Here is a 24,845-nt window from a genome sequence, read left to right on the forward strand (position 1 = left end):
CCACGCCAAAACAATTACTTAATAACTGCGAGCAGTGGGTTTGCGAAAGCAAACAACATTGCAACACCAACGCCGATCAAGAACGCAGCGTCGATCAAACCAGCCAAGAGGAACATCTTAGTTTGGAGTGGCTCCATCAATTCTGGTTGACGAGCACATGCTTCGATGTACTTACCACCCATCAATGCGATACCCAAGCAAGCACCGATCGCGCCGAGGCCGATGATGATGCCGATACAGATCGCTGTGAAACCTTGAATGTTTGCGAGAAATTGTTGCATGTTGCTGACTCCTGAAGTTAAAAGAGGTAGGTTAAAAATAAAATCTTAGTGATGGCTATGCGCTTGCCCGATGTAAACCAAAGTCAACATCATAAAAATAAAGGCTTGCAACAAAATAACCAAAATGTGGAAGATGGCCCAGGCTGATCCAGCAATAACATGACCCACCAATCCGAACAGGGATAAATCGAGGTTAAATGTCCATACGCTGCCGAGCAATGCGATCAACAAGAAGACCAACTCACCAGCGTACATGTTTCCAAAAAGTCGCATTCCCAAGGAAACGCCTTTTGCTAAATATTCAATGATGTTCAATGCAAGATTAAATGGCGCTAGGTACCACTTGGCACCAAACGGCGCAGAGATCAACTCATGCAAGAAACCGCCAACGCCTTTGATTTTGAAGCTGTAGAAAAAAACCAAAATCAATACTGAAAGTGACATACCCATAGTGGCATTCAAATCAGTAGTTGGAACTAATCTGTGGTGCGGTACGTGCACTCCAAAACTTTCGATGAAATGATTCACCCCTAAAACCCAATCCACAGGAATCAAATCAAGAGTATTTAAAAGAATCACCCAGAAAAAAACAAACAACGCGAGAGGTGCGATAAACGTACGATTGCCGTGCACGATACTTTTTGCTTGTGTATCCACCATCTCAACCACCATTTCCACTAAACACTGGAAACGTCCTGGAACTCCAGGGGTGGCACGACGAGCTGCGATTAATAAAATAAATACTGCAATCAAGCCCATTAATGAGGCCCAAAAAACAGTATCTAAATTTACAACGCTGAAATCAATAATTGACGACTGAGGGCCGCCAGAACTGGTGAGGTTTTGTAAGTGCTCAGAAATGTACGCTGTTGGCGTCATTTGCTCAGCTGCCTCATGGGCTTGGTGTACTTCGCTAGACATCTCTTAACTAGTCCTTTGTTTCAATCTCAATTGTCACTTCTTAGCGCCATAACCACGCTAGCCAAACACACTTCAAGGCAAGCAGGTAGGTCACCAGTAGTGGGACCCAAAGCACGCCGGGGACGAGGTAAGCAATCCCCACAAACAGCATCAATGTCACGGCAATTTTTATAAATTCACCGGATACCAATGCTGCTAAAAAACTTCCTGGATTCAATTTTTGCGATTTTTTTGCCAGCTCAAGCCTTGTTAAAAACAGGGCCGAAGGCAAGACGCTAATTAAACCACCTAAAAAGGCCGACTGAGTATAAAGGCTTACCCCTACCGGCTCCCCAAAAAACGACCAAAACAGCATGCTGACTAAAGTAATCAACACTTGGGCCAAAATAATTTTCCATGGCGATAGGGAGCGATATTTCGAAGCATTCTGTTGTTGCAATGCATCAATTTCTGCTTTGCTATAAACCCGAAACACCTCTTCTTCAGGCTTATCCCATTCATCCACATCAGAAAAATGATTTTTTTGAGGAATCAATTTAGCCCCGAAAGTTTAATGTGTGCAGTGCAATATGTCAAAGGATTTGGGCACATTTTTATGCTTAATTTAGGCCTCGATACCCAACTTTTTTAATAAGGAATCTAGCTCATCAAATTGACTAAACCTTATGCAAAGCTCGCCACCCTTCCCTTTGAACTTAAATTCAGCACTTAAACCGATTAAATCTGCTATTTCTTGAGTTAAGCGACGCATATCTGGATCCACGCTCGCCGATCCTGAAGCCGCTTTACCCTTGCTCTTTTTGTCCCCAATATGTCCACCAGCGATGACTAAAGCTGCCGACATCCTTTCGGCCTCACGTACTGAGAGCCTTTGGGCAGCAATTTTTTGCGCTAGCGCTACTTGACTGGCGCCAGGGAGCGGCAAAAGAGCGCGAGCATGGCCCATATCAATATCGCCAGCCAAAAGCATGGCCTGTACTGGCTTAGCAAGTTGAGTCAAGCGCAAAAGATTGCTAATCGCGCTACGTGACTTACCAACGGCTTTTGCGGCTTGCTCATGTGTAAAACCAAACTCCTCAATTAATCTTGCAAGACCCTGCGACTCTTCGAGTGGATTTAAATCCTCGCGCTGCATGTTTTCTACCAACGCCATTGCAGCGGCAGCTTGATCATCTGCGCTAGAGACCAATACCGGCACCTCCTTTAGGCCCGCTATGGTTGCTGCACGAAAGCGTCTTTCACCAGCAATAATTTCGTATTTACCGGCGCTCACCAAACGCACCAACAATGGTTGCATAACACCTTGCTCGCGAATGCTTTCTGCAAGCTCTTGTAATGCACCGGCCTCCATTTTTTGTCTAGGCTGATACTTGCCTGCTTGTAACGCTGTCAATGGCAAGCGATTAATTTCTGTAGACGAATTTGCTTGCGTTGTTTTTTCTCCAAGCAATGCCTCTAGTCCTCTACCCAAACCTTTTTTCTTGATTGCAACCATGATGTTTTCTTTTTTAAATAATTACATGTGTTTGATACGCTCAACCATCTCGGCACCAAATTCTAAGTAGGCTTTTGCCCCACGCGATGACTTATCAAAAGCGACCCCCGGAAGCCCATAAGATGGGGCTTCAGCCAATCTCACGTTACGCGGAATAATGGTCTTAAATACCTTATCTCCAAAGTGTTCTAGCAACTGCTCTGACACCTGCTGTTGCAAAGTCATGCGCGCATCAAACATCACACGCAACAAACCAATAATGACAAGATCAGGATTTAAATTTGCATGCACTTGTTTTATGGTGTTGACTAAATCTGATAAGCCTTCGAGAGCAAAATATTCACACTGCATAGGCACAATGACACCATTGGCCGCACATAATCCATTTAACGTCAGAAGCGAAAGCGCGGGCGGGCAATCAATCAACACAAAATCATAATCACCATCAACTAGTGCAAGCGCATCTTTCAAACGAGATTCGCGTGCATCTATATCTACTAATTCAATTTCAGCGCCTGCTAAATCTCGATTTGCAGGCAACACATCATAGCCAGAGCTTTCGCATCGTTGAGCACACTCTTTTACAGATACCATCCCAATAAGCACTTGATATACGCTATTGTTTAGGTCCGCTTTTTCAACCCCAGAGCCCATAGTCGCATTACCTTGCGGATCCAAATCAACCAATAAAACACGTTGTCCCAGACCAGACAATCCAGCCGCCAAATTGACTGCTGTGGTGGTTTTACCAACGCCGCCTTTTTGATTTGCAATACAAAAAATTTTTGCCATATTTGCTTTGGGTTTTACTCAGAGTTAAGAGGATGATTTTCGCACGGGGGTCAGCACCAAAAGTCGACGCTCCACCCCCGTATTGGGAATAAACAGAGCCTCATCCGCTAATAAACGCCAATTTTCTTTGGAGACTTCAGCCATCTCCTCGTCAGCACGCTTAGATTTCATGGCAAAGACAAGACCATCGGGCTTTAACAAAGGCAAGGAGAGATCTAAAAAGCGCGCTAAGCTTGTGAATGCCCGAGAAATTACCGCATCAAATTGATTAGATTGTTGCAATGCAACATTTTCCACTCTGTCACTCAACACTTCTACATTTTTTAACTTGAGCTTCCCACGTACATGTTGTAAAAAAGCCGTCTTCTTGCGAACGGCCTCGATTAAAGTCAGCCGCCATTGTGACTGCAGGATTGCTATGGGAATAGCGGGTAAGCCACCCCCGGATCCAAGGTCTGCAATCTTCGGTGATGGCATGGTTAAGAACTGTCGCAAAACCGGTAATACCGCAATAGAATCAATAAGATGCAGCCTTACAGAGTCTTGTTCATTTTCAATAGCAGTAAGGTTGTGCACCTTATTCCAGCGGCCCATTTCTTCCAAAAAAAGCTCCAAATCGGCCACTTGGTTTTCACTTAAATCTAGGCCTAATTCTTCAATTCCTAGACCGAGAAGGGTATCGGTCATGCGGTCTCTTGAGCCTTGCCCAAGCCCTTTTTGAGGTGCACTAAAAGTAGTGAAATAGCTGCGGGGGTTACTCCAGAAATCCTTCCGGCCTGACCCAATGTGGCTGGTTTATGCAAATTTAGCTTTTGTTGCACTTCCTTGGATAAACCAAGCACTTGGGAATAATCCAATGACTCAGGGAGGGGATAGGTCTCATTGTGCTCATGACGGGCAATTTCTACAGCCTGTCGATCAATGTAGCCCTGATACTTTATTGAAATCTCAACCTGATCGCTGATCTGAGCAGCCAAACCCAAATCCTCATCTAAAACCCCTGGAGACCACATTCCATTGCCTAGGCTTGTTATGGACTCATATGTGACACCAGGACGACGTAGTAATTCGGTCAGATTGCATTCGTGCGATAAATCTTGGCCCAATAACTCGGAAACCAAAGGTGCGGCCTCATGTTTTGGTCCAATCCAAATATCCTGCAAACGAGATGTTTCACGTGAAACAGCCTCTTGTTTTCTGCAAAATACTTCCCAGCGATAGTCGTCTACCAAGCCCAGATCGCGTCCAATACCAGTAAGCCGCATATCAGCATTGTCTTCACGCAAACTGAGGCGGTATTCGGCGCGACTGGTAAACATGCGGTAAGGCTCCTGCACCCCACGTGTAATCAAATCATCGACAAGAACGCCTATGTATGATTCGCTTCTTTTTGGCAGCCATGGCGCCTTTCCTTGTGCGGCTAAGCCAGCATTAATACCTGCCAACATACCCTGCGCTGCGGCCTCTTCATACCCTGTAGTGCCATTAATTTGACCAGCAAAATATAGGCCCCCGATTGCCTTAGTCTCAAGGCTGTGGCGCAAATGACGGGGGTCAAAAAAATCGTACTCAATGGCATAACCTGGACGCACGATGACTGCTGACTCCAGACCCCGAATACTGCGCACCAAGTCCAACTGCACATCAAAAGGCAAGCTTGTTGAAATTCCATTGGGATAAAACTCATTGGTGGTTAGGCCTTCAGGCTCCAAAAAAATCTGATGGCTATTGCGGGAGGCAAAGCGATGAATTTTGTCTTCAATGGAAGGGCAATAGCGAGGGCCTACACCCTCAATAACCCCGGTATACATTGGTGAGCGATCCAATCCACCGCGAATAATGTCGTGGGTTTTCTCATTGGTATGTGAGATCCAGCAAGGGACCTGCCTTGGGTGCTGTTCCGGTCTACCCAAATTGGAGAAAACTGGGACAGGATCCAGATCTCCTGGCTGCTCCAACATGACCGAAAAATCAATGGTTCTCCCATCAATTCTGGGGGGAGTGCCGGTTTTTAGCCTCCCCTGAGGAAGCTTTAGCTCTTTTAAACGGCTAGATAACGCCACAGCAGCAGGATCGCCTGCACGCCCTCCAACATAGTTGTTAAGCCCAACATGGATTTTGCCATCTAAAAATGTTCCGGCCGTCAAAACCACTTTTCTGGCCATAAATTCCAGGCCCATTTGGGTGACAACGCCTTGAACTTCATCGCCCTTGACGAGAAGATCATCTACTGCGGCCTGAAATAAAGTCAAATGGGGTTGATTTTCTAAACGACGACGGATGGCAGCTTTATAGAGAATGCGATCGCCTTGGGCACGAGTTGCTCGAACCGCAGGCCCTTTGCTTGAATTGAGGATACGAAACTGAATTCCAGCTTCGTCAGTAGCGGCGGCCATAGCGCCACCCATTGCATCAATCTCTTTTACCAAATGGCCCTTGCCAATACCTCCAATGGAGGGGTTACAGCTCATCGCCCCTAAATTTTCGATGCTATGCGTGATTAATAAGGTGTCGCAACCCATACGGGCAGAGGCAAGCGCGGCCTCGGTCCCGGCGTGACCGCCCCCCACAACAATGACATCGAAATTTTTGGAATAGCGCATGATTTGCCCTTGATAGGGCGATGATCATAGCATTTTGTTTGTTTCACGTGAAACAAATCGTGTGCAAATTAAACAAAAAGAAATCTTCTATTTCTAAGTATCTGATTTAACTAACAAAATATGCGTTCCATGCTGACTTCAAAATCAGTGCGCTCACAATAACTAAAAAAGCCTTTCTTACAAAAGCGCTTCCATGCTTGATTGCCAAGCGACTACCAAATTGACTCCCAACAATATTTGCCACCATCATGGCAAAACCTAGAGGCCAATTAATCTGGCCAAGACTTGCCAACATCAGAATAGCGGCTAAATTGGTAGCAACATTGACTAGCTTTGTTGCTGCAGAGGCATGTAAAAAATCAAAGCCAAAAAATCGTACAAACCCAAACAATAAAAAACTTCCCGTACCCGGACCAAAAAAGCCGTCGTAAAAGCCAATCGTTAAGCCCAATAGAACACCCTTGGCTTGCTGATGACGACTCATCGCTTTTGGCGCGTGCGCCTCGCCGAGAGAAGGCTGAAACCATGTGTAGGTCAACAAAAAAAGTAAAACAAACGGCAATGCTTTACGCAAAGGTTCGGCTGGAAAATTGCTCACTGCATTTGCACCAAGCAAAGAGCCGACAAATCCTGCTGCGATAGCCGGACCGACCACGGCCCAGGGCAAGGAGACGTGCCTTAAATATCTTCGCGCCGCATTAAGCGTTCCACCAATTGCGGAAACCTTATTGGTAGATAGCAATGTGGCTGGGGGCACATCCGGATAAACCGCAAACAGTGCCGGCAACTGAATCAGTCCGCCGCCGCCAGCAACAGCATCAACAAGCCCGGCAAAAAATGCCATTGCTAAAAGAAATGGCCAAATGTAAATTGAAAATTCGATGGGAGTCTCTTCGTTTTCGTTTTATTTAAATGAGTGTGGCGCTTTTGGGCGCCACACTAAAAACGTAATAATAAGAGAAAACAAAAAATTATTTTTTGTTTTTGAGGTGCGCAATAATTTCGCCAACAACTCCGCGTCTGAAAGCCAGAACGCAAATTACAAAAATAAAGCCGGTCGCAATGGTGCTCCAAGAACCGATATTGGCTAAGTAATTTTGCAGTCCGACCACTATTCCAGCACCAACCACTGGTCCGAGAATGGTGCCCATTCCACCAAGCAAAGTCATCAACACAACTTCGCCGGACATATGCCAATGAACATCGGTAAGCGTTGCCAACTGGAACACCAATGACTTCATGGAGCCGGCAAGACCGGCCAAAGTTGCCGAAATGACAAACGACATTAGCTTAAAACGATCAACGTCATAGCCTAAAGAGATTGCGCGTGGCTCGTTTTCACGAATGGCTTTTAAAACTTGGCCAAACGGTGAATGCACAGCGCGCATGATGAGCGCAAATCCGAACAAGAAAACCGCCAATACGAAGTAATACATTGCAACATCATTTTTGAGATCAATTAATCCAAAAAGATTTCCACGCGGAACGCCTTGAATGCCATCTTCACCACCCGTATAAGGAACTTGAACAGCTATGAAATAAATCATTTGTGAGAGAGCAAGGGTGACCATTGCGAAATAAATGCCTTGCCTGCGAATCGCCAATGAGCCTATTAGATATCCCAAAACGCCCGAACCCACAACACCTAAAAGGATACCCAACTCAGGTGATAGGCCCACTTCCTTACAAAAATACGCCGTAATGTATGCAGCTGTTCCAAAAAACGCTGCATGGCCAAACGAAAGCAAGCCAGTAAAACCAAGCAATAGATTAAAAGCACAGGCAAAAAGTGCGAAACATAACACTTTCATTGCAAACACGAGATAAATGAAATCCTGTAGCGGCAACAACAGCGCAATCAACACCAAAATGCCATAAAGGAGTTTAGTTTTTTGATTCATGATTATTTTTCCCGCCCAAACAGTCCAGCAGGACGAATCAATAGAACGATTGCCATGATCACAAAAATCACAACGCCTGACGCTTCTGGGTAAAAGACTTTAGTCAGGCCCTCGACCAATCCCAAAGCGAGACCGGTAAGAATGGCGCCCATGATCGAACCCATCCCGCCAATCACCACCACAGCAAACACCACAATAATCAGATTGGAGCCCATTAAAGGGTTTACTTGAAAAATTGGAGCAGCTAATACGCCTGCAAACCCCGCAAGACCAACGCCATAGGCATAAGCCAAAGAAATCATCAAAGGTACGTTGATACCAAACGCTTGTAACAACTTTGGATTTTCAGTGCCAGCGCGCAAATAGGCGCCAAGCTTTGTTCTCTCGATTACATACCAGGTTGAGAAGCATACGACCAATGAAATAACGACTACCCACAAACGATATTTTGGCAAGATGATGCCGATAGACTCTAGAGGTATCGCGCCCTGAAGAAGTTCTGGGGCCGGATAGCTCTCGCCCGAAATGCCAAACCAGTGGCGAAACATGCCTTCAATAATCAAAGCCAAACCGAAAGTCAACAATAGTCCGTACAGGTGATCAAGGTGATACAAACGTCGCAACATGGTGCGCTCAAGAATCAAACCAAAGCCCGCCAATATGAGCGGCACAATGATTAATGCAAACCAATAGTTGATTGACAGCTCAGGAAAGCCCAACCACTGGCTTAACTGAGTGAGGCCAATCCACGCAATAAAAGCGCCCATGGTGTACTGAGCACCGTGGGCAAAATTAATAATGTTGAGAAGGCCAAAAATAATGGCCAGTCCCAAACTCAATATGGCATAAAAAGAACCATTAATAAGGCCCACTAAGAGCTGGGCAACCAGCCCTTGTGGGGTAATTCCGAGAAGTTCAAACATGCTTATTTGTAAATTACTTATTAGTTACCAATTTGCATCTTGATAATGAAAGTGGTTGGGTTGCTTCTGCAGCTGGAATCACAGCACGAACATGGTAGTAATCCCATGGGGCTGTTGATTCAGATGGCTTCTTCACTTCCAACAAATACATGTCATGCTCAAACTTACCATCGGCACGAATCTTGCCTTTGAATAGGCCATCGTCAATATTGGTTGACTTAAGCGCCTTCATCACGGCTTGAGTATCGTCCGTGCCCGCTTTTTGAACCGCATTTAAGTACGCAAGTACTGATGAATAAACACCAGCTTGTACCATGCTTGGCATGCGCTTATGTTGCAACATGAAGCGCTTAGAGAAAGCGCGGGTTTTATCGTCTTTGTCCCAATAGAAGCCCTCTGTCAGGTACATGCCTTGCGCCGCATTAAGACCCAACGAGTGGACATCGGTAATGAACATCAACAACGGAACAACGGTCTGCTTTTTATTAATACCAAACTCAGAAGCTTGTTTAACAGTATTAATAGTGTCTTGACCGGCATTTGCCAAAGCAACCACGTCCGCACCACTAGCCTGAGCTTTTAATAAGTATGAGGAGAAATCGCTGTTAGGAAATGGGTGCTTGCTGGTGCCAAGTACCTTACCGCCGTTAGATGTAACTACGCTGGTTGCGTCCTTTTCCAAGGCTGCACCAAAAGCATAATCAGCGGTAATGAAATACCAATTCTTTTTACCCTGTTTAACAACTGCCTTACCAGTGCCGTTTGAAAGCGCATAAGTATCATAGGTCCAATGTACGTTGTTGGCTGTACATTTTTCATTGGTAATTGGCAAAGATGCTGCGCCAGAAACCAAAGTAATCTTGTTTTTCTGTTCTGCAACTTCCATTACAGCCAAGGCAACGTTGGTTGAAACTAGCTCAACAATAACGTCTACTCCATCTTTATCAAACCACTCGCGAGCCTTGTTAGCAGCAATATCCGCCTTGTTTTGATGGTCTGCACTTACCAGCTCGATTTTCTTGCCAATAACAGTGCCGTCTTTGGAAAAATCAGCAATAGCCATTTTTGCTGCGATGACAGCGCCTGGACCAGCCAAGTCTGAATATGTTGAGGACAAGTCGGTTAACACACCGATCTTGATCACATCACCACTAACCTTTGAACCTGCTTGCGCAAATACTGGGTTGGATGCAAACATCGTTGCAGCGACCAGTGATGCGGTTATTTGCTTTAACTTCATTCCTATCTCCTAAAGTAGACCACTAAACACCAAGATACTCATTTAACAAAGCCGCCTTTTGGGCAAGCTCGCTTTGTTGCACCACCTCAACAACATTTCCATGCTCCACAACATAATGACGGTCTGCTAATGGCGCAGCAAAACGGAAATTTTGTTCTACCAACACAATCGTGAAGCCTTTTTTACGCAAACTGGTAACCACTTCACCCAGTTTTTGCACAATGACTGGTGCAAGGCCTTCAGTAATTTCATCTAACAATAGCAACCTTGCGCCCGTTCTTAAAATTCGCGCCATTGCCAGCATTTGTTGCTCGCCACCAGAAAGCCTTGTTCCCGGACTATTTCGTCTCTCATAAAGATTGGGGAACATTTCATAAATCTCATCTAAGCCCATACCACCAGGTGCTATCTCGGGTAAAAGCAATAAATTCTCTTCCGTACTTAAGCTTGCAAAAATACCGCGCTCTTCTGGACAAAATCCCACACCCAGGCGAGCAATTTTGTAAGTTGGCAAAGAAATAGTTTCGGAACCATAAATTTCTACCGAACCTGTTCTTTTACTAGTAAGGCCCAAAATAGTTTTCAGTATGGTGCTACGACCTGCGCCGTTTCTGCCAAGTAGGGTAACAACCTCGCCATCACGCACCGAGAAATTCACGCCGTGCAAAATGTGTGACTCACCATACCAAGACTCTAAATTTTTTACCTCGAGTGCCATGGTCATAGCGCTTCTCCTCCATGGCTACCCATGTAGGCCTCGACCACCAAGGGGTTGGTCGAAACTTCGTGATAAGAGCCTTCGGCCAAAACAGACCCGCGCTGCAAAACAGTAATGCGATCTGCAATAGAAGAAACCACCTTCATGTTGTGCTCAACCATTAAGATCGTTCTACCGCGTGCCACTCGATCAATCAATTCTGTGACACGCTCCACGTCCTCGTGACCCATGCCCTGAGTGGGCTCATCCAAAAGCATAAGCTCTGGCTCCATTGCTAGAGTAGTAGCAATTTCCAGCGCCCTTTTGCGCCCATAGGCCAAATTTAATGTTTCCTCATGGGCAAAGCTCTCTAGGCCCACCTCATGTAACAGCTCTATGGCGCGATCATTTAAAACATTCAAAGATTCGCCAGACTTCCAAAAATGAAATTCCGTCCCCAATCCTCGCTGCAGCGCAACACGAACATTCTCTAAAACCGTCAAATGCGGGAAAACTGCAGAAATCTGAAAAGAGCGTATTACCCCGCGGCGTGCAATTTGAGCAGGCGCCTCATTGGTGATATCAAAACCATTAAACAAAATTTGGCCACTTGTAGGCTCTAAAAATTTTGTCAACAAGTTAAAACAGGTTGTTTTGCCAGCGCCATTTGGGCCAATCAAGGCATGGATGGTGCCCCTGGTGACATCAAGGTTAACGTCTGTTACCGCCGAAAAACCTTTAAAAGATTTTCCCAGTCCGATTGTTTTTAAGATTGTTTCTTGCAAGCTTCTACCCTCTAGCCTAATTTGAGGCAAGGTAATGAGCATAAACCAAGATCAAATAGATAGACATAGCGATAACCCTAAATCTACCAAGATTACTGTTTAAGTATTTTGGGTGCTTTTAATAAAATTTTGAATGGCGATTCTTGCGGCCCCATCCAGCACATCCAGTGGGATTCGCTGAGACCCTTGCACAATCATGAGTGCATAAGGTTTTGCTAATGCCGAAGCTTCTGCGCACAAAGACAACTCATCACCCAAGGCGGGCGATTGATTGCGCCAATAATTAATGGCGGCCTCCAACTCTTGGATGGTGACAAACAACATAGATTAAAAATTATTTTTCTTCGAGAGCAAGCATGGTGCCACGGCATTTCTTGGCCCCGCAGCGGCACTCATAATCTTTTTTCATTTTTTTTGTGATGCGACCCTCAATATCTAAAGAGTAGTCATAGAAAAGCTCTTCGCCCACCTTAAGATTTCGCTTGGCATAAATAAATACTCGTGGCTCCCCATCAAAGGAATCTTCGCGGGTTTCGCAACTGGGTTTACAAGAATGATTTATCCAGCGCGCCGCATTTCCGCCGTACTTTGCATCGATCACGCGCCCATCTTCTAGGGAAAAATAAAAGGTGTGATTAGGGTCCGCGGGGTCGTGTGGGTGGCGCTTTTCTGCCAACTTCCAGCTAATACGCTCCCCTTTGTATTCAATGATTGCCCGTCCTTTTTTGATGGGTTTGGCCACAAAAACGCCCTTACCATGAATGGGCGAAGATTTGACAACAATAGAAGATCGATCCACCTTTGGTGGTTTTAATTTTTTAGAGGCCATATTAAACGTCTAGGTTACGGGCAATGAGCGCGTTCTTTTCAATAAAGGCGCGTCTTGGCTCAACTTCATCGCCCATCAGGGTTGTGAAAACTTGATCGGCAGCGATCGCATCCTCAATTTTTACTTGAAGCAATGTGCGTGAGTTTGCGTCCATTGTCGTTTCCCAAAGCTGGGAAGGATTCATCTCGCCAAGACCTTTGTAACGCTGACGACTCAAAACGCGCTCAGCTTCGGCAAGCAACCATGTAAACGCACTTCTGAAATCATGAATAGTTTGCTCTTTTTGGTTTTTATCCGGATCCCCGCGGCGCACTTTTGTTCCAGACAAAACTTTGCCAGACAGAACTGTGGCTGCATTAGCAAGACTCTGGTAATCGTCACCATGAACAAAGTCTGAGTTAATGGTTGATAGTTTGAGATTGCCGTGAATGCGGCGTGACAACAATAGGCGGAATCTCTCGGTACGATCTTCTTTTTGAACAATAATTTCCGGCGGTATTGCCAACGGATTCTGAGAATCGGCCAGTGCCGCACGCAACCGCTCAGCCGAATCATTTGCAGATTTCTCGGTATCTAGATTTAGTTGTGTTCCCGATGCAATGGCACGCAAAGCATCCTCATCAATAGTGCGTGATAAACGATCGACGATAGATTGAATAGACTGGTAGTGCTTCGCAAGCTCATTAAGCGCTTCGCCCTCAATCACCTCACCCGATGGGGTTTGTAAAGATGCTGTCTCTAGTGCAATTTTTAATAACAACTGATTAAGCTCTGTGTCGTCTTTAATATATTGCTCGCTTTTGCCAAACTTCACCTTATATAAAGGTGGTTGCGCGATATAAACGTGACCGCGCTCAATAAGCTCAGGCATTTGTCTATAAAAGAAAGTTAACAGCAACGTGCGGATATGACTTCCATCCACATCGGCGTCGGTCATGATGATGATGCGGTGATAACGCAGCTTATCGGCCTTGTATTCTTCTACACCAATCCCAGTTCCTAAAACTGTAATTAGTGTCACCACCTCTTGGCTAGAAAGCATTTTGTCAAAACGTGCTTTTTCCACGTTCAGAATTTTTCCCTTTAGAGGGAGTATTGCCTGAAAACGACGATCACGGCCCTGCTTTGCAGAGCCGCCCGCGGAGTCACCCTCAACAATAAATAATTCGGATTTGGCGGGGTCCTTCTCTTGGCAATCAGCTAACTTTCCAGGTAGACCTAATCCATCAAGTGCGCCTTTGCGTCGTGTCATATCCCGCGCTTTGCGAGCAGCTTCGCGCGCACGCGCAGCATCAACAATCTTTCCGCATAATATCTTTGCGTCAGCGGGTCGCTCTTGCAAATATGTTGAAAGCGCTTCAGCAACAATTTCCTCTACGGGACCGCGCACCTCGCTAGAAACAAGCTTATCTTTTGTTTGGCTGGAGAATTTTGGCTCAGGCACTTTTACTGAAAGCACGCACGCCAATCCCTCGCGCATATCATCGCCAGAAATTTCTACTTTAGCTTTTTTGGCTATTTCATTTTCATCAATATATTTATTGATGACGCGTGTCATTGCCGCACGCAAACCTGTTAAATGTGTTCCACCATCACGCTGCGGAATGTTGTTCGTAAAACAAAGAACTTGTTCACTAAAACTGTCATTCCACTGCATGGATACTTCAGCGGTAATTTGACCACCCAACTCTGAAGGGCGCACTCCCTCTGCATAAAAAATATTGGGGTGTAAAACGTTTTTAGTTTGGTTGATGTACTCTACAAAACCCTTAACGCCGCCTGAGAAAGCAAAATCCTCTTCTTGACCGGTACGCTGATCAATTAATTTGATGTGCACACCGTTATTTAAAAACGAAAGCTCGCGAATGCGTTTTACAAGGATTTCATAATGAAACTCAACGTTTCCAAAAATTTCCTCGTCCGCTAAAAAATGAACCTCAGTTCCAGATAGCTCGGTATCGCCAAGCACTGTAATCGGAGAAATTGCTACTCCATTCTCTTCTTGAATATTTCGGTTTTGAATGACACCCCTAGCAAACTCCATATAGTGAGTTTTACCGTCGCGGCGAATCGTGAGTTTTAACCATTTTGATAGCGCATTAACGCAACTCACACCTACACCATGCAAACCGCCAGATACTTTGTAGCTATTTTGATCAAACTTGCCACCAGCATGCAATTCAGTCATCACAATCTCAGCAGCACTCCTTTTGGGATCGTGCTTGTCATCATATTTGATGCCTGTTGGAACCCCGCGACCATTATCAACAATAGAGATTGAGTTATCAGTCTGTATAACAACTGTAATTTCAGAACAATATCCAGCGAGCGCCTCGTCAATTGAGTTATCCAAAACTTCAAAAACAAGGTGGTGTAAGCCCGTTCCATCGGAGGTGTCTCCAATGTACATTCCAGGACGTTTTCTTACAGCCTCAAGACCCTCTAAGATTTGAATCGATGCTGCGCCGTACTGCTCTACTGCTTTTTTTTCTTCTGTCATTTTTTTCTAAATTAAATGCGCATTGGCATTACTACATATTTAAAGCTTTCAGATCCCGGTAGTGTGATGACAGCACTACTGTTGGCATCACCTAAACTGATTTGCACCTTCTCACTCTTCAGATTGGCCAATACATCTAGCAAATAACTCACATTGAAACCAATCTCTACTGCATCACCCGCATATTCAGTTTCAATCTCCTCTTGAGCCTCTTCCTGTTCGGCATTGGTTGATTGGACAGTAATTCGATTAGGAGACAGAGAGAAGCGCACACCTTTAAATTTATCGGTAGTCAAAATTGCAGCGCGCTGAAGTGCTGCCTGCAACACATCGCGACCAACCGTTAAGCTGTTTTTGTGTCCCTTAGGAATTACTCGCTGAAAGTCTGGAAACTTACCTTCTACCAGTTTTGAAATTAATTCGATATCACCAAAAGAGAATTTCACCTGGTTTGAACTAACGCTAATCTCCAAAGACTCATCCGAATCTTCTAGTAGATGTTGACACTCCAAAATAGTCTTACGCGGAATAATAATTTCCTGTCTTTGACCAGAGCCTGATGGGGCTTGAGTAAGTTCGACTTGAGAGTAGGCCAAGCGATGTCCGTCTGTAGCAACTGCAACAACCTCTTTACCCTCAACCACCAACAACATGCCATTAAGGTAATAGCGGATATCTTGTTGCGCCATTGAAAAATGCACTTGGCTAATGAGTTGACGAAAGCTTTTCTGCGACATCTTCCACGCTGCAGTTACCTCACCTACACTTTGCATTACCGGGAACTCTGTCGCAGAAAGTGTTTGCAAAGAAAAACGGCTCTTTCCACTTTGGACAACCATCCGATTGTCTTTCAGATTAAGAGATACAGGTCCCTCTGGAAGCGCCCTCAAAATATCTAATAATTTTCTTGCTGCCACTGTTGTTGTGACATCCTCACTACCAACACCAAAGTTTGCGTTGGTAGTGATTTGAATTTCTATATCCGTTGAAACAAAAGAGACTTTTTCACCACTCTTTTTAAATAAAAGATTGGCTAAGATTGGTAACGTGTGTCTACGCTCAACAATTCCACTAACCACTTGAAGTGGCTTTAGTAGGTTATCGCGCGAAGTGTTTACTAATTGCATTGTTTTTAAATCCTTGTATATATCTTTGTAGTAATAGTAATAAAGCTTTGTTTTTCCGTGGATAACTTAAAAAACCTAAATAAAACAACACATTAGACGACAAAAAACCTGTGGAAAACTTCTGTATAAGTCCTGCATAAAACTTGGATAACTTTTTACTTAAACCCTATTTTTGCATGAAGCGCACACTTTCCACAATTTATCCACACACTATCCCCATACTTATCCCTTGGGTTATCTACAAACTTATCCACATCCAAAAAACTACGCTTTTAAAGTTTGTTCAATAACGTGAATTTCGTGGTTTAGTTGACTGTCATGCGCACGCTCATCTGCAATCTTGCGGACAGCGTGTAAGACGGTTGTGTGGTCTCTACCACCAAATAATTCACCTATTTCTGGCAGACTCTTCTGAGTAAGCTCTTTGGCCATAAACATGGCGATTTGTCTGGGTCTGGCTATGTTGGCGGGACGCTTCTTAGAATACATATCAGCCACCTTAATACTGTAAAAATCAGCAACTACTTTTTGAATATTCTCAACGGATATTTGGCGATTTTGAATGGTTAATAAGTCTTTTAAGGCGGTTTTTGCAACATCTATAGTCACATCACGACCATGGAATCTGACAAACGCCAAAATCTTACGTAATGCTCCTTCAAGCTCCCTAACATTTGAGCGTAAATGTTTGGCCACAAAAAAAGCCACATCTTCGCTTATAGCGATTCCTTCCCCAGCAGCTTTTTTCATCAAAATGGCAACGCGCATTTCTAGTTCGGGTGGCTCAATGGCAACCGTTAGACCTGAGTCGAAACGAGAAATCAGGCGATCATCAATGCCTGCCATCTCTTTGGGGTATGTATCGCTAGTGATAATGACCTGAGACTTGTTGCTCAACAAAGCCTCAAAGGCATAAAAAAACTCTTCTTGGGTTCTTGATTTGCCACTAAAAAACTGAATATCGTCTATCAACAGCAGATCTAAGGAGTGGTAATAACGCTTGAAACGGTCAAATGCCTTTTGTTGATATGCGCGGACTACATCGGAAACATACTGTTCCGCATGGATGTAGCGAATTCGCGCGTTTGGTTTTTCTTTGAGTAGGTGGTTGCCAATGGCATGAATTAGGTGGGTTTTACCTAATCCAACACCGCCATACAAAAACATGGGGTTGTAGGAGGTGCCTGGGTTGTGTGCGACCTGGATGGATGCAGCCCTTGCAAGCTGATTTGCTTTTCCAGTGACAAATGTTTCAAAGGTTAAATTTGGATTGAGTTTTGAGTGATCTTCAATTTCAAAAGACTGCTCTTCCACAGAAATACCTGACTCTGAATCAGGGATGGCCAACATCACTCCGGACTCAGCCTCTCTATTTGTTTGGGGTGTTGTTGTGGGGCTTGAAGCTTCTTGGGCGAGTACAAAACTGACATTAATTGGTGTGCCGAAATATTGGGAAGCAATTTCTTGAAAGCGGTCGGCAAATGTTTTTTTAATCCAATCAAGCTTAAATCGATTTGGAGCACCCACTGTTAGTGAGCGATCACTCTCTTCAAAAGATAATAATCTTAGTGGTTGTATCCAGGTTTTAAATTGTTGGGGAGACAGTTCCCGGGAAAAAACGCCCAAGGCGTTATCCCAAAAATCCAGATGGCTGGTTGAATTCAAGGCGGGGGGATTTTGTAAGTTGCTCATATTTTTGGAGGATCTATTTTAGCTATTTGAGAAAGTTATCCACAAGGCAAAAAAAGGTGGAAAAACTGTGGATAAGTTGTGTATAAGCAAAAAAAAGATATATAAATCAGTAATTTGCTAAAAATAAACCAAAAAATAGAGAAAAACACCTACATATTTAGTGAGATCGATTGACCTTTTGCTCTGCAACAAGGAAAATAATGGGTTTTCCTAGGATCGATCATGAAAAGAACTTATCAACCATCAGTAACACGCCGCAAGCGCACACACGGCTTTCGCATTCGCATGAAAACCAAAAGTGGCCGCGCAGTTCTAAACGCTCGTCGCGCCAAAGGTCGTAAACGTTTGGCGGTTTAATTTAGCAGTTGAATAGCGCAAGGATATCCGAGCTCCTTAAAACTCGCCCCAAAACAAACCAGTCTTGGGGTTTGTATGTCATGGGCGCTTCCACAAAAACCAAGCCTGATCTCGGAATTGCTGTTGCAAAAAAATTGGTGAGACGCGCCGTAGACCGCAATCGACTTAAGAGAATGATTCGGGAGCTAGTGCGGTCTGCTCAAGCAACATCATTAAAAGATGATGTAGTCGTAAAGCTTAAAAAGCCAATTGGAAGGCAGACGAGAGGAAGGCTTAGAAGGCAAGAACAAGATTTTCTTCGTGCTCAAATTACGGAGCTAATTTAAGTGCAAGCACTAAACAAGGCGGCGCTGATGTTGGTAAAGATCTATCAACATACGTTGAGTCCGTATATGGGTATGCACTGCAAGTACGTTCCAAGTTGTTCGCAATATGCTTGCGATTGTTTTCATCATTATGGTTTTTTAAAAAGTGTGCGTTTGGTTGTTTGGCGGATTTTGCGGTGTAACCCTTGGTCACACGGCGGTTATGATCCTGCGGTAAAACAGACACCACAATAAATTAAGTGAATACAAATGGACTTTAAAAAAACAATTCTTTGGGCTGTGTTTTCGCTATCGGGCCTTATGCTTTACAACAACTGGCAGGTTCAGCAAGGCAAGCCTTCCATGTTTGGTGGCGCCCCTACAAGCACCCAGATAGACGCGGATAAAACAAGTCCCGCCGGGAAGGCTGATGTGCCGCCTTCAGTTTCAAGCAATAACGCGGTCGTTGCGGCTAACCCTGTGGTCCCATCAGGAGCAATTGAGTCCGCAGAAAAATTTGTTTTGCAAAACGATGTTCTCGTTTTAGAAATTAGCGCAAATGGCGCAAATGTGATTGATGCAAAACTATTGAAGTCTTTAACTGCTGAGAAAAAGCCCATTGAGCTTTTTCAATATACGGCAACACATAAATATTTTGCTCGGTCTGGCTTGATTGCATTAAACAATAGCGACCTACCCAATCACACCAGCACTTTTAAGTTGGTTCAGTCCGGAAAAGATGGTTCGGGCAGGCCTTTTTTGGTTCTTGCGAGCGAGCGTAATGGCGTTAAGTTGGAGAAGACCTTTGTTTTAAATCCAGGCAGTTACGTAGTGGATGTTGGTCATCGCGTTACACAGTCGGCTGCAAGTCAAAATCCAATAGTGCTATATACAGAAATTGTTCGTGATGGTATGCAGGAGCAAAAAATCGGCCCATTTGATGGCGCCTTTTCTGCCAGCACCTTTACTGGTCCCGCTGCATATACCGACAAAGAAAAATTTAACAAGCTGGAATTTACGGCGATTGATAAAAATAAAATCACCATTCCTACGCAAGTGCCGGCTGGCGACCCCGCCTGGATTGCAATGGTTCAACATTACTTTGCGAGCGCTTGGATTCCTGGCGATAAAGTAGCGCGCGATATTTATGCCGGCAAGATTGATAACGCCCTTTATAGAATTGGCATGCAAATCCCGTTGGGCGTTGTTGCTCCAGGCTCAACAGTTGTAGAGAAGGCGCAGCTTTTTGTTGGCCCCCAAGAAGAAAAAGTTTTAGAAACGATTGCCCCTGGATTTGAGTTGTTAAAAGATTATGGTTATCTGACCATTATTGCTAAACCGATATTTTGGTTGCTAGAGAAGATTCATGGCTTTGTGGGTAACTGGGGTTGGGCAATTATTCTTTTGACCATTCTGATCAAGCTGGTGTTTTTCCCTCTATCGGCTGCAAGCTATAAATCGATGGCACGCATGAAAGAAGTGCAGCCGCGCTTGATGGCCATGAAAGAGCAATATAAGGGTGATCCCCAAAAATTAAATCAAGCGATGATGGAGATGTATCGCAAGGAAAAAATTAATCCCCTGGGCGGCTGCCTCCCAGTGCTGATTCAGATTCCGGTGTTTATCTCTTTGTACTGGGTATTGCTGTCGTCAGTTGAGATGCGCGGCGCACCTTGGATTTTGTGGATTCATGATCTTTCGATCCCTGACCCCTATTACATCTTGCCACTTATCATGGCTGTTTCAATGTTTGTACAAACAAAGTTGAATCCTACGCCACCAGATCCAATTCAGGCGAAGGTGATGATGTACATGCCGATCGTTTTTTCAATCATGTTCTTCTTTTTCCCAGCAGGGTTGGTCTTGTACTGGGTGGTTAACAATTTGTTGTCGATTGCTCAACAATGGCAAATTAACCAAATGTTTGGAAAAAAAGAAGCCAAATAAATTATTGATGGCATTCAGACATTAAAGGCGCACAGCAATGATGACTCGTAAGTTGCCCATCATTGCTGTAGCTACTGCTCCAGGCAGGGCGGGAGTGGGGGTGGTTCGGCTTAGCGGGCAAGACCTAAAGCCAATAATTAAAGCCCTTTTTAACAAAGAGCTTCAACCTCGACAGGCAACATTACTCAATTTGCTAGACGCCTCTGATCAACTTATTGATCAGCTTCTAGCAATTTATTTCGCCTCTCCAGCCTCGTTTACTGGAGAAGACGTTCTTGAGTTGCAATGCCATGGTGGCCCCCAGTTGCTGGGTTTGGTTATGCGGCGCTGCCTTGAGCTGGGAAAAGATAGCGGCTTGGCTATTGCTGAGCCTGGCGAATTTACTTTACGAGCGTACTTAAACAACAAGGTAGACCTAGCTCAGGCAGAGGCCATTGCAGATTTAATTGATGCGCAGAGCGAAGCTGCTGCGCTTGGTGCCGCAAGGTCTTTGCAGGGAACCTTTTCCCATGACATTAATGAGTTAATCGAAGAGATTACTCAGTTGCGAATTTTGGTGGAGTCAACATTAGATTTCCCAGAAGAGGAAATTGAGTTTTTGGAAAATGCCCATGCTCGCGAGAGACTTTTGGCGGTGAAGCATAAGCTTCGGACATTACAGGATGGCGCCAAGCAGGGAAAAATTTTGCGTGATGGGGCAAACTTGGTTTTGGTCGGAGCACCAAATGTCGGTAAAAGTTCGCTATTAAATTGTTTGGCTGGAGAAGAGGTGGCCATCGTTACACCCATTGCTGGCACTACTCGCGATCGAGTGAGAGAAAGCATCCAGATTGAGGGGGTGCCCTTACACATTATTGACACGGCTGGCCTGAGGTCAACCACTGATGAAGTCGAGGCCAAGGGGATCGAGCGGACCTGGGAAGCTATTCGGTCGGCAGATTTGGTGGTGTTTCTAACTGCGCCGGGTGCTCAAAAAGAAGTTAACGATTTAAGGCCACAAATATTGAAGGCATTGCCAGCTAGGTGCCCCATCCTTGAGTTGATAAACAAGGCAGATCTATTGGATTTGGCAAAAATATCAAGAAACGAGAACACATTGTTGATATCGGCCAAAACGGGCTATGGGATTGAAGACCTTAAGCAAAAAATACTCGAATTAATTGGCTGGAATGGATCCCAAGAGGGATCCATTGTCGCGCGTAGGCGCCATTTAGAATGTATTGAGCGCGCTGCTGAGCATATTGAAAGATCGGAGCAATTCGCTGCAAATGGCAACAATTCGCTCGAATTGTTTGCAGAAGAGCTATCTTTAGCGCAAAATCACCTAGGTCAGATTACAGGAAAGCTGCTGCCAGACGATTTATTGGGCAAGATTTTTAGCCAATTTTGCATAGGCAAGTGACCAGCCATCGTGGGCAATCCATAAGACGCGAAATATGTCCAAAATGTTAAAATCATCGGATTAAAAAATTCAATTTTCATAGGGAAACATATGACTTCAACTACTAGCGGCCAAATCAATGTGAATGCGCCCGCCTACGTAAAAAACCAGCGTTTAATTGAGTGGGTTGCAGAGGTTGCCGCCCTCACAAAACCTGATGCTATTCGTTGGTGTGACGGTTCTCAAGCAGAGTACGATGAGTTATGCGAGTTACTTGTTAGTGCGGGCGTTTTTAAACGCCTTAACCCAGCAAAACGTAAAAATTCATTTTTAGCACTTTCTGACCCAGAGGATGTTGCTCGCGTCGAAGATCGTACTTTTATTTGTTCTGCTAAAAAAGAAGATGCTGGTCCAACCAATAACTGGGTTGAGCCAAGCGAAATGCGCGCAACCTTAAAGCCTCTTTTTGATGGTTGCATGCGCGGAAGAACAATGTATGTTGTGCCATTTTCTATGGGCCCAATTGGTTCACCTATTGCACACATTGGTGTAGAGCTTTCTGATAGTCCTTATGTTGCCATCAATATGCGTCTCATGACTCGTATGGGTAAGGCGGTGATTGATCAGTTGGGTGCGGACGGCGAGTTTGTGCCTTGCATTCATACTGTTGGTAAGCCATTAGCTGCCGGCGAAAAAGACGTTGCATGGCCGAATAATAAAAACAAATACATTGTTCACTATCCAGAGACACGCGAGATTTGGTCTTTTGGATCAGGCTATGGTGGCAACGCGCTGTTAGGTAAAAAATGTTTCGCATTGCGTATTGCTTCAAACATGGGCCGCGATCAAGGTTGGCTCGCTGAGCATATGTTGATTTTGGGCGTGACTTCGCCTGAAGGTAAGAAATATCATATTGCCGCCGCCTTCCCTTCTGCTTGTGGCAAAACCAACTTCTCTATGATGATTCCACCAAAAGGTTTTGAAGGTTGGAAGGTTACTACCATTGGTGATGACATTGCTTGGATCAAGCCACGCAAAGACCCTGTCACCGGCAAAACACGTTTATTCGCGATTAATCCTGAGTCTGGTTACTTTGGCGTTGCTCCTGGAACAAACCGCCAAACCAACCAAAACTGTATTGACTCACTTAATCAGGACGTTATTTTTACCAACGTTGGTCTAACGGATGATGGTGATGTTTGGTGGGAAGGTTTGACAGAAACACCCCCAGCACATTTGATCGATTGGCAAGGCAAGGATTGGACTCCTGCAGATGGCGCCGCTGGCCGTAAAGCAGCTCATCCAAACTCACGCTTTACAGTAGCAGCAACCAATAATCCAGCGGTAGACCCAAAATGGGATGATCCAGAAGGCGTTCCAATTGATGCATTCTTATTTGGCGGTCGCCGCTCTAATACTGTTCCACTTGTGAGTGAAGCACGTGATTGGGTTGAGGGTGTTTACATGGCCGCTACTTTGGGCTCTGAAACTACCGCAGCGATTACTGGTCAGATTGGTGTTGTCCGCCGTGACCCATTCGCCATGATTGCGTTTGCAGGTTACAACATGAGCGACTACTTCCAACATTGGCTCAATATTGGTAAGAAGCTACAAGCAGAAGGCGCTACATTGCCTAAGATCTATTGCGTGAACTGGTTCCGCAAAGATGAAAACGGTAAATTTGTATGGCCAGGCTTCGGTGAGAATATGCGCGTTCTCTCTTGGATTTTGAATCGTGCAGAAGGTAAAGCCAAGGGCAAAGAAACCCCATTTGGTATTACCCCTGAATATGATGATATGCACTGGGGCGGCCTTGATTATTCACCCGAGAAATTTGCTAAAGCAATTACCGTTGCAGTTGATGACTGGAAGAATGAGTTAAAGCTGCATACAGAGTTGTTTGATCATCTTGGCGAGCGTTTGCCTAAAGAGTTAAAAGAGACCCGCGCAAAGATTGAGCAGCGCCTCAACGCCTAATCGGCAACACTGTTAGTAATACCCTTCATACACATTAATGACCAAACCCAATCACCATGACATCGTGGTGATTGGGGCAGGTATTTGTGGTGCAACAATTGCCCGAGAGCTTCTTGAGTGTGGAAAATCAGTTTGTGTAATTGATGCCGCAAATTCGGCTGCAACAGCATGCTCTAGTCATGCATATGCAATTGCACATCCCCATATTGGCAAAGGCTCTCCACGCTTATTGCGCCTAACACGCTTAGCTTTTTTATTGGCCGAAGCGCGTTGGGGAAAGACGTGGAATGCCCACGGCATTTTTCTTCCAACAAAAAAAGACCGCACATTTAATCGGGATGAGGTGTCAGCCCATCTGCGCTCACTCAATCTAGAAAAAGATATTGCAATTCCCTTAGATGCTAAAGAAGCAAGCAGTGTCTGCGGTGTTGAGCAAAGCGGGGTTTGGATCGCGCGCGGTGCCAGCCTAGACTTATCGCAAGCTTCAAAAGAGCTATTAAGCAATCATGATGGCCTCACATGTTTATGGGGCACACAAATTACTTGCTTAGAAAATGTTGAGGGTATTTGGCGCCTTAAAGACAATCAAGGGCATGTAGTAGTAACGGCGAAGAAAGTGGTTCTTGCAGCGGCAATGGGGACCAAGCCCTTGATCAACAGTTTGGGCCTGCGTTTGCCGCTCAGGCCTGTGCGCGGGCAGCTAAGCATTTTTTCAATTAACCCCCAGGATCACTGGGTGACAAAGTTACCCAGAGTCGGAATTTCGGGCGACGGTTATTGCTTGCCGGCTCTTAAGGGAAATGATGGCATTTATCGCTGGATGGTAGGGTCTAGCTTTGATGAGGGAGAGGACGATCTTGTTCCAAGACTGACCAGCGATGACTTTAATCGTGAGCAAGCCAAAGGCTTGGTGAATTATGCCGATGGAAATGTAAAGCATCTCCACCACGATGGAGAGTTTGTTGGTGTGCGTTGTGTTGCGGGCGACCGCTTGCCAATCATCGGCGCCTTGAATCAGCGCCCTGGCATTTTTATTGCTACTGCACTGGGGTCAAGGGGAATTTTGTGGTCAGCGTTAGCAGCCAAGCTAAT

24 protein-coding genes and 1 pseudogene are annotated in these 24,845 nt (G+C 44.9%); 7 read left to right on the forward strand and 18 right to left on the reverse strand.

Features of this window, described 5'->3' with window-relative positions; all coding sequences use genetic code 11:
- Positions 1-14 precede the first annotated feature (14 nt).
- The 18 genes from atpE to dnaA all read right to left on the reverse strand — a co-directional run bounded on the left by atpE (position 15) and on the right by dnaA (position 17,786).
- Entirely contained in the window at positions 15-281 is a 267-nt protein-coding gene (atpE, locus tag KIH43_RS04370; protein ID WP_114639407.1) for a F0F1 ATP synthase subunit C, read from the reverse strand.
- A 45-nt stretch (positions 282-326) separates the two neighbouring features.
- On the reverse strand, positions 327-1,202 hold the full coding sequence (gene atpB / locus KIH43_RS04375) for a F0F1 ATP synthase subunit A (RefSeq protein ID WP_296970210.1): 876 nt from the start codon (positions 1,200-1,202) through the stop codon (positions 327-329).
- A gap of 40 nt (positions 1,203-1,242) precedes the next feature.
- The gene (locus KIH43_RS04380; protein ID WP_296970212.1) at positions 1,243-1,737 is read right to left on the reverse strand and encodes an ATP synthase subunit I; all 495 of its coding nucleotides are present in this window, start codon (positions 1,735-1,737) and stop codon (positions 1,243-1,245) included.
- 69 nt (positions 1,738-1,806) lie between these two features.
- Entirely contained in the window at positions 1,807-2,697 is an 891-nt protein-coding gene (locus KIH43_RS04385) for a ParB/RepB/Spo0J family partition protein (RefSeq protein WP_296970214.1), read from the reverse strand.
- Positions 2,698-2,718: 21 nt separating this feature from the next.
- Entirely contained in the window at positions 2,719-3,489 is a 771-nt protein-coding gene (locus tag KIH43_RS04390; RefSeq protein WP_297718130.1) for a ParA family protein, read from the reverse strand.
- Positions 3,490-3,513: 24 nt separating this feature from the next.
- Positions 3,514-4,176, reverse strand: a complete 663-nt coding sequence (gene rsmG, locus KIH43_RS04395) for a 16S rRNA (guanine(527)-N(7))-methyltransferase RsmG (protein WP_297718133.1) — start codon at positions 4,174-4,176, stop codon at positions 3,514-3,516.
- Positions 4,173-6,092 carry a tRNA uridine-5-carboxymethylaminomethyl(34) synthesis enzyme MnmG gene (mnmG, locus tag KIH43_RS04400; protein WP_297718136.1) on the reverse strand — a complete coding sequence of 640 codons (1,920 nt, stop codon included), beginning with the start codon at positions 6,090-6,092 and terminating at the stop codon, positions 4,173-4,175. The genes rsmG and mnmG overlap by 4 nt, the downstream gene beginning before the upstream one ends.
- Positions 6,093-6,198: 106 nt before the next feature.
- Complete coding sequence (locus KIH43_RS04405; protein ID WP_297718139.1) at positions 6,199-6,936, reverse strand: TSUP family transporter; 738 nt, start codon at positions 6,934-6,936, stop codon at positions 6,199-6,201.
- Positions 6,937-7,063: 127 nt separating this feature from the next.
- Positions 7,064-7,993, reverse strand: a complete 930-nt coding sequence (locus KIH43_RS04410) for a branched-chain amino acid ABC transporter permease (RefSeq protein ID WP_297718141.1) — start codon at positions 7,991-7,993, stop codon at positions 7,064-7,066.
- A 2-nt stretch (positions 7,994-7,995) separates the two neighbouring features.
- Complete coding sequence (locus KIH43_RS04415; RefSeq protein ID WP_296970226.1) at positions 7,996-8,916, reverse strand: branched-chain amino acid ABC transporter permease; 921 nt, start codon at positions 8,914-8,916, stop codon at positions 7,996-7,998.
- Positions 8,917-8,929: 13 nt separating this feature from the next.
- Complete coding sequence (locus KIH43_RS04420; RefSeq protein WP_296970228.1) at positions 8,930-10,156, reverse strand: ABC transporter substrate-binding protein; 1,227 nt, start codon at positions 10,154-10,156, stop codon at positions 8,930-8,932.
- A 22-nt stretch (positions 10,157-10,178) separates the two neighbouring features.
- Positions 10,179-10,880 carry an ABC transporter ATP-binding protein gene (locus KIH43_RS04425; RefSeq protein ID WP_297718145.1) on the reverse strand — a complete coding sequence of 234 codons (702 nt, stop codon included), beginning with the start codon at positions 10,878-10,880 and terminating at the stop codon, positions 10,179-10,181.
- Positions 10,877-11,680 (reverse strand): ABC transporter ATP-binding protein, encoded by an 804-nt coding sequence (locus KIH43_RS04430; protein ID WP_296970639.1) that lies wholly within the window; start codon positions 11,678-11,680, stop codon positions 10,877-10,879. Before KIH43_RS04430 ends, KIH43_RS04425 begins: the two co-directional genes overlap by 4 nt.
- A gap of 57 nt (positions 11,681-11,737) precedes the next feature.
- Positions 11,738-11,962 carry a DUF3717 domain-containing protein gene (locus KIH43_RS04435; RefSeq protein WP_297718149.1) on the reverse strand — a complete coding sequence of 75 codons (225 nt, stop codon included), beginning with the start codon at positions 11,960-11,962 and terminating at the stop codon, positions 11,738-11,740.
- A 10-nt stretch (positions 11,963-11,972) separates the two neighbouring features.
- Complete coding sequence (locus tag KIH43_RS04440) at positions 11,973-12,467, reverse strand: SET domain-containing protein-lysine N-methyltransferase (protein WP_297718152.1); 495 nt, start codon at positions 12,465-12,467, stop codon at positions 11,973-11,975.
- 1 nt (position 12,468) lies between these two features.
- A complete protein-coding gene (gene gyrB, locus KIH43_RS04445; protein WP_297718155.1) occupies positions 12,469-14,967 on the reverse strand; it encodes a DNA topoisomerase (ATP-hydrolyzing) subunit B in 2,499 nt (832 codons plus the stop codon).
- 11 nt (positions 14,968-14,978) lie between these two features.
- Positions 14,979-16,094 carry a DNA polymerase III subunit beta gene (gene dnaN / locus KIH43_RS04450; protein ID WP_296969377.1) on the reverse strand — a complete coding sequence of 372 codons (1,116 nt, stop codon included), beginning with the start codon at positions 16,092-16,094 and terminating at the stop codon, positions 14,979-14,981.
- Between the two features lie 264 nt (positions 16,095-16,358).
- Positions 16,359-17,786 (reverse strand): chromosomal replication initiator protein DnaA, encoded by a 1,428-nt coding sequence (gene dnaA, locus KIH43_RS04455; protein WP_297718160.1) that lies wholly within the window; start codon positions 17,784-17,786, stop codon positions 16,359-16,361.
- Positions 17,787-18,008: 222 nt separating this feature from the next.
- Here dnaA and rpmH point away from each other — a divergent pair, with 222 nt between their 5' ends.
- From rpmH to KIH43_RS04490, 7 genes and pseudogenes are all read left to right on the forward strand, one after another.
- Positions 18,009-18,143 (forward strand): 50S ribosomal protein L34, encoded by a 135-nt coding sequence (gene rpmH / locus KIH43_RS04460; RefSeq protein WP_011903922.1) that lies wholly within the window; start codon positions 18,009-18,011, stop codon positions 18,141-18,143.
- Between the two features lie 8 nt (positions 18,144-18,151).
- Entirely contained in the window at positions 18,152-18,469 is a 318-nt protein-coding gene (gene rnpA, locus KIH43_RS04465) for a ribonuclease P protein component (RefSeq protein ID WP_297718163.1), read from the forward strand.
- Positions 18,470-18,496: 27 nt separating this feature from the next.
- Positions 18,497-18,703 carry a membrane protein insertion efficiency factor YidD gene (yidD, locus tag KIH43_RS04470; protein WP_296969391.1) on the forward strand — a complete coding sequence of 69 codons (207 nt, stop codon included), beginning with the start codon at positions 18,497-18,499 and terminating at the stop codon, positions 18,701-18,703.
- Positions 18,704-18,718: 15 nt separating this feature from the next.
- Positions 18,719-20,395, forward strand: coding sequence for a membrane protein insertase YidC (gene yidC / locus KIH43_RS04475; protein WP_297718166.1), 1,677 nt, complete (start codon positions 18,719-18,721; stop codon positions 20,393-20,395).
- A gap of 40 nt (positions 20,396-20,435) precedes the next feature.
- Positions 20,436-21,797 (forward strand): tRNA uridine-5-carboxymethylaminomethyl(34) synthesis GTPase MnmE, encoded by a 1,362-nt coding sequence (gene mnmE / locus KIH43_RS04480; RefSeq protein WP_297718213.1) that lies wholly within the window; start codon positions 20,436-20,438, stop codon positions 21,795-21,797.
- A 90-nt stretch (positions 21,798-21,887) separates the two neighbouring features.
- Complete coding sequence (locus KIH43_RS04485) at positions 21,888-23,753, forward strand: phosphoenolpyruvate carboxykinase (GTP) (RefSeq protein ID WP_296969363.1); 1,866 nt, start codon at positions 21,888-21,890, stop codon at positions 23,751-23,753.
- A gap of 37 nt (positions 23,754-23,790) precedes the next feature.
- Positions 23,791-24,792: pseudogene (locus KIH43_RS04490) on the forward strand (FAD-dependent oxidoreductase); the annotation flags it as partial.
- Positions 24,793-24,845 lie beyond the last annotated feature (53 nt).

The organism is Polynucleobacter sp. (assembly GCF_018500155.2).
Taxonomy (GTDB): Bacteria; Pseudomonadota; Gammaproteobacteria; order Burkholderiales; family Burkholderiaceae; genus Polynucleobacter.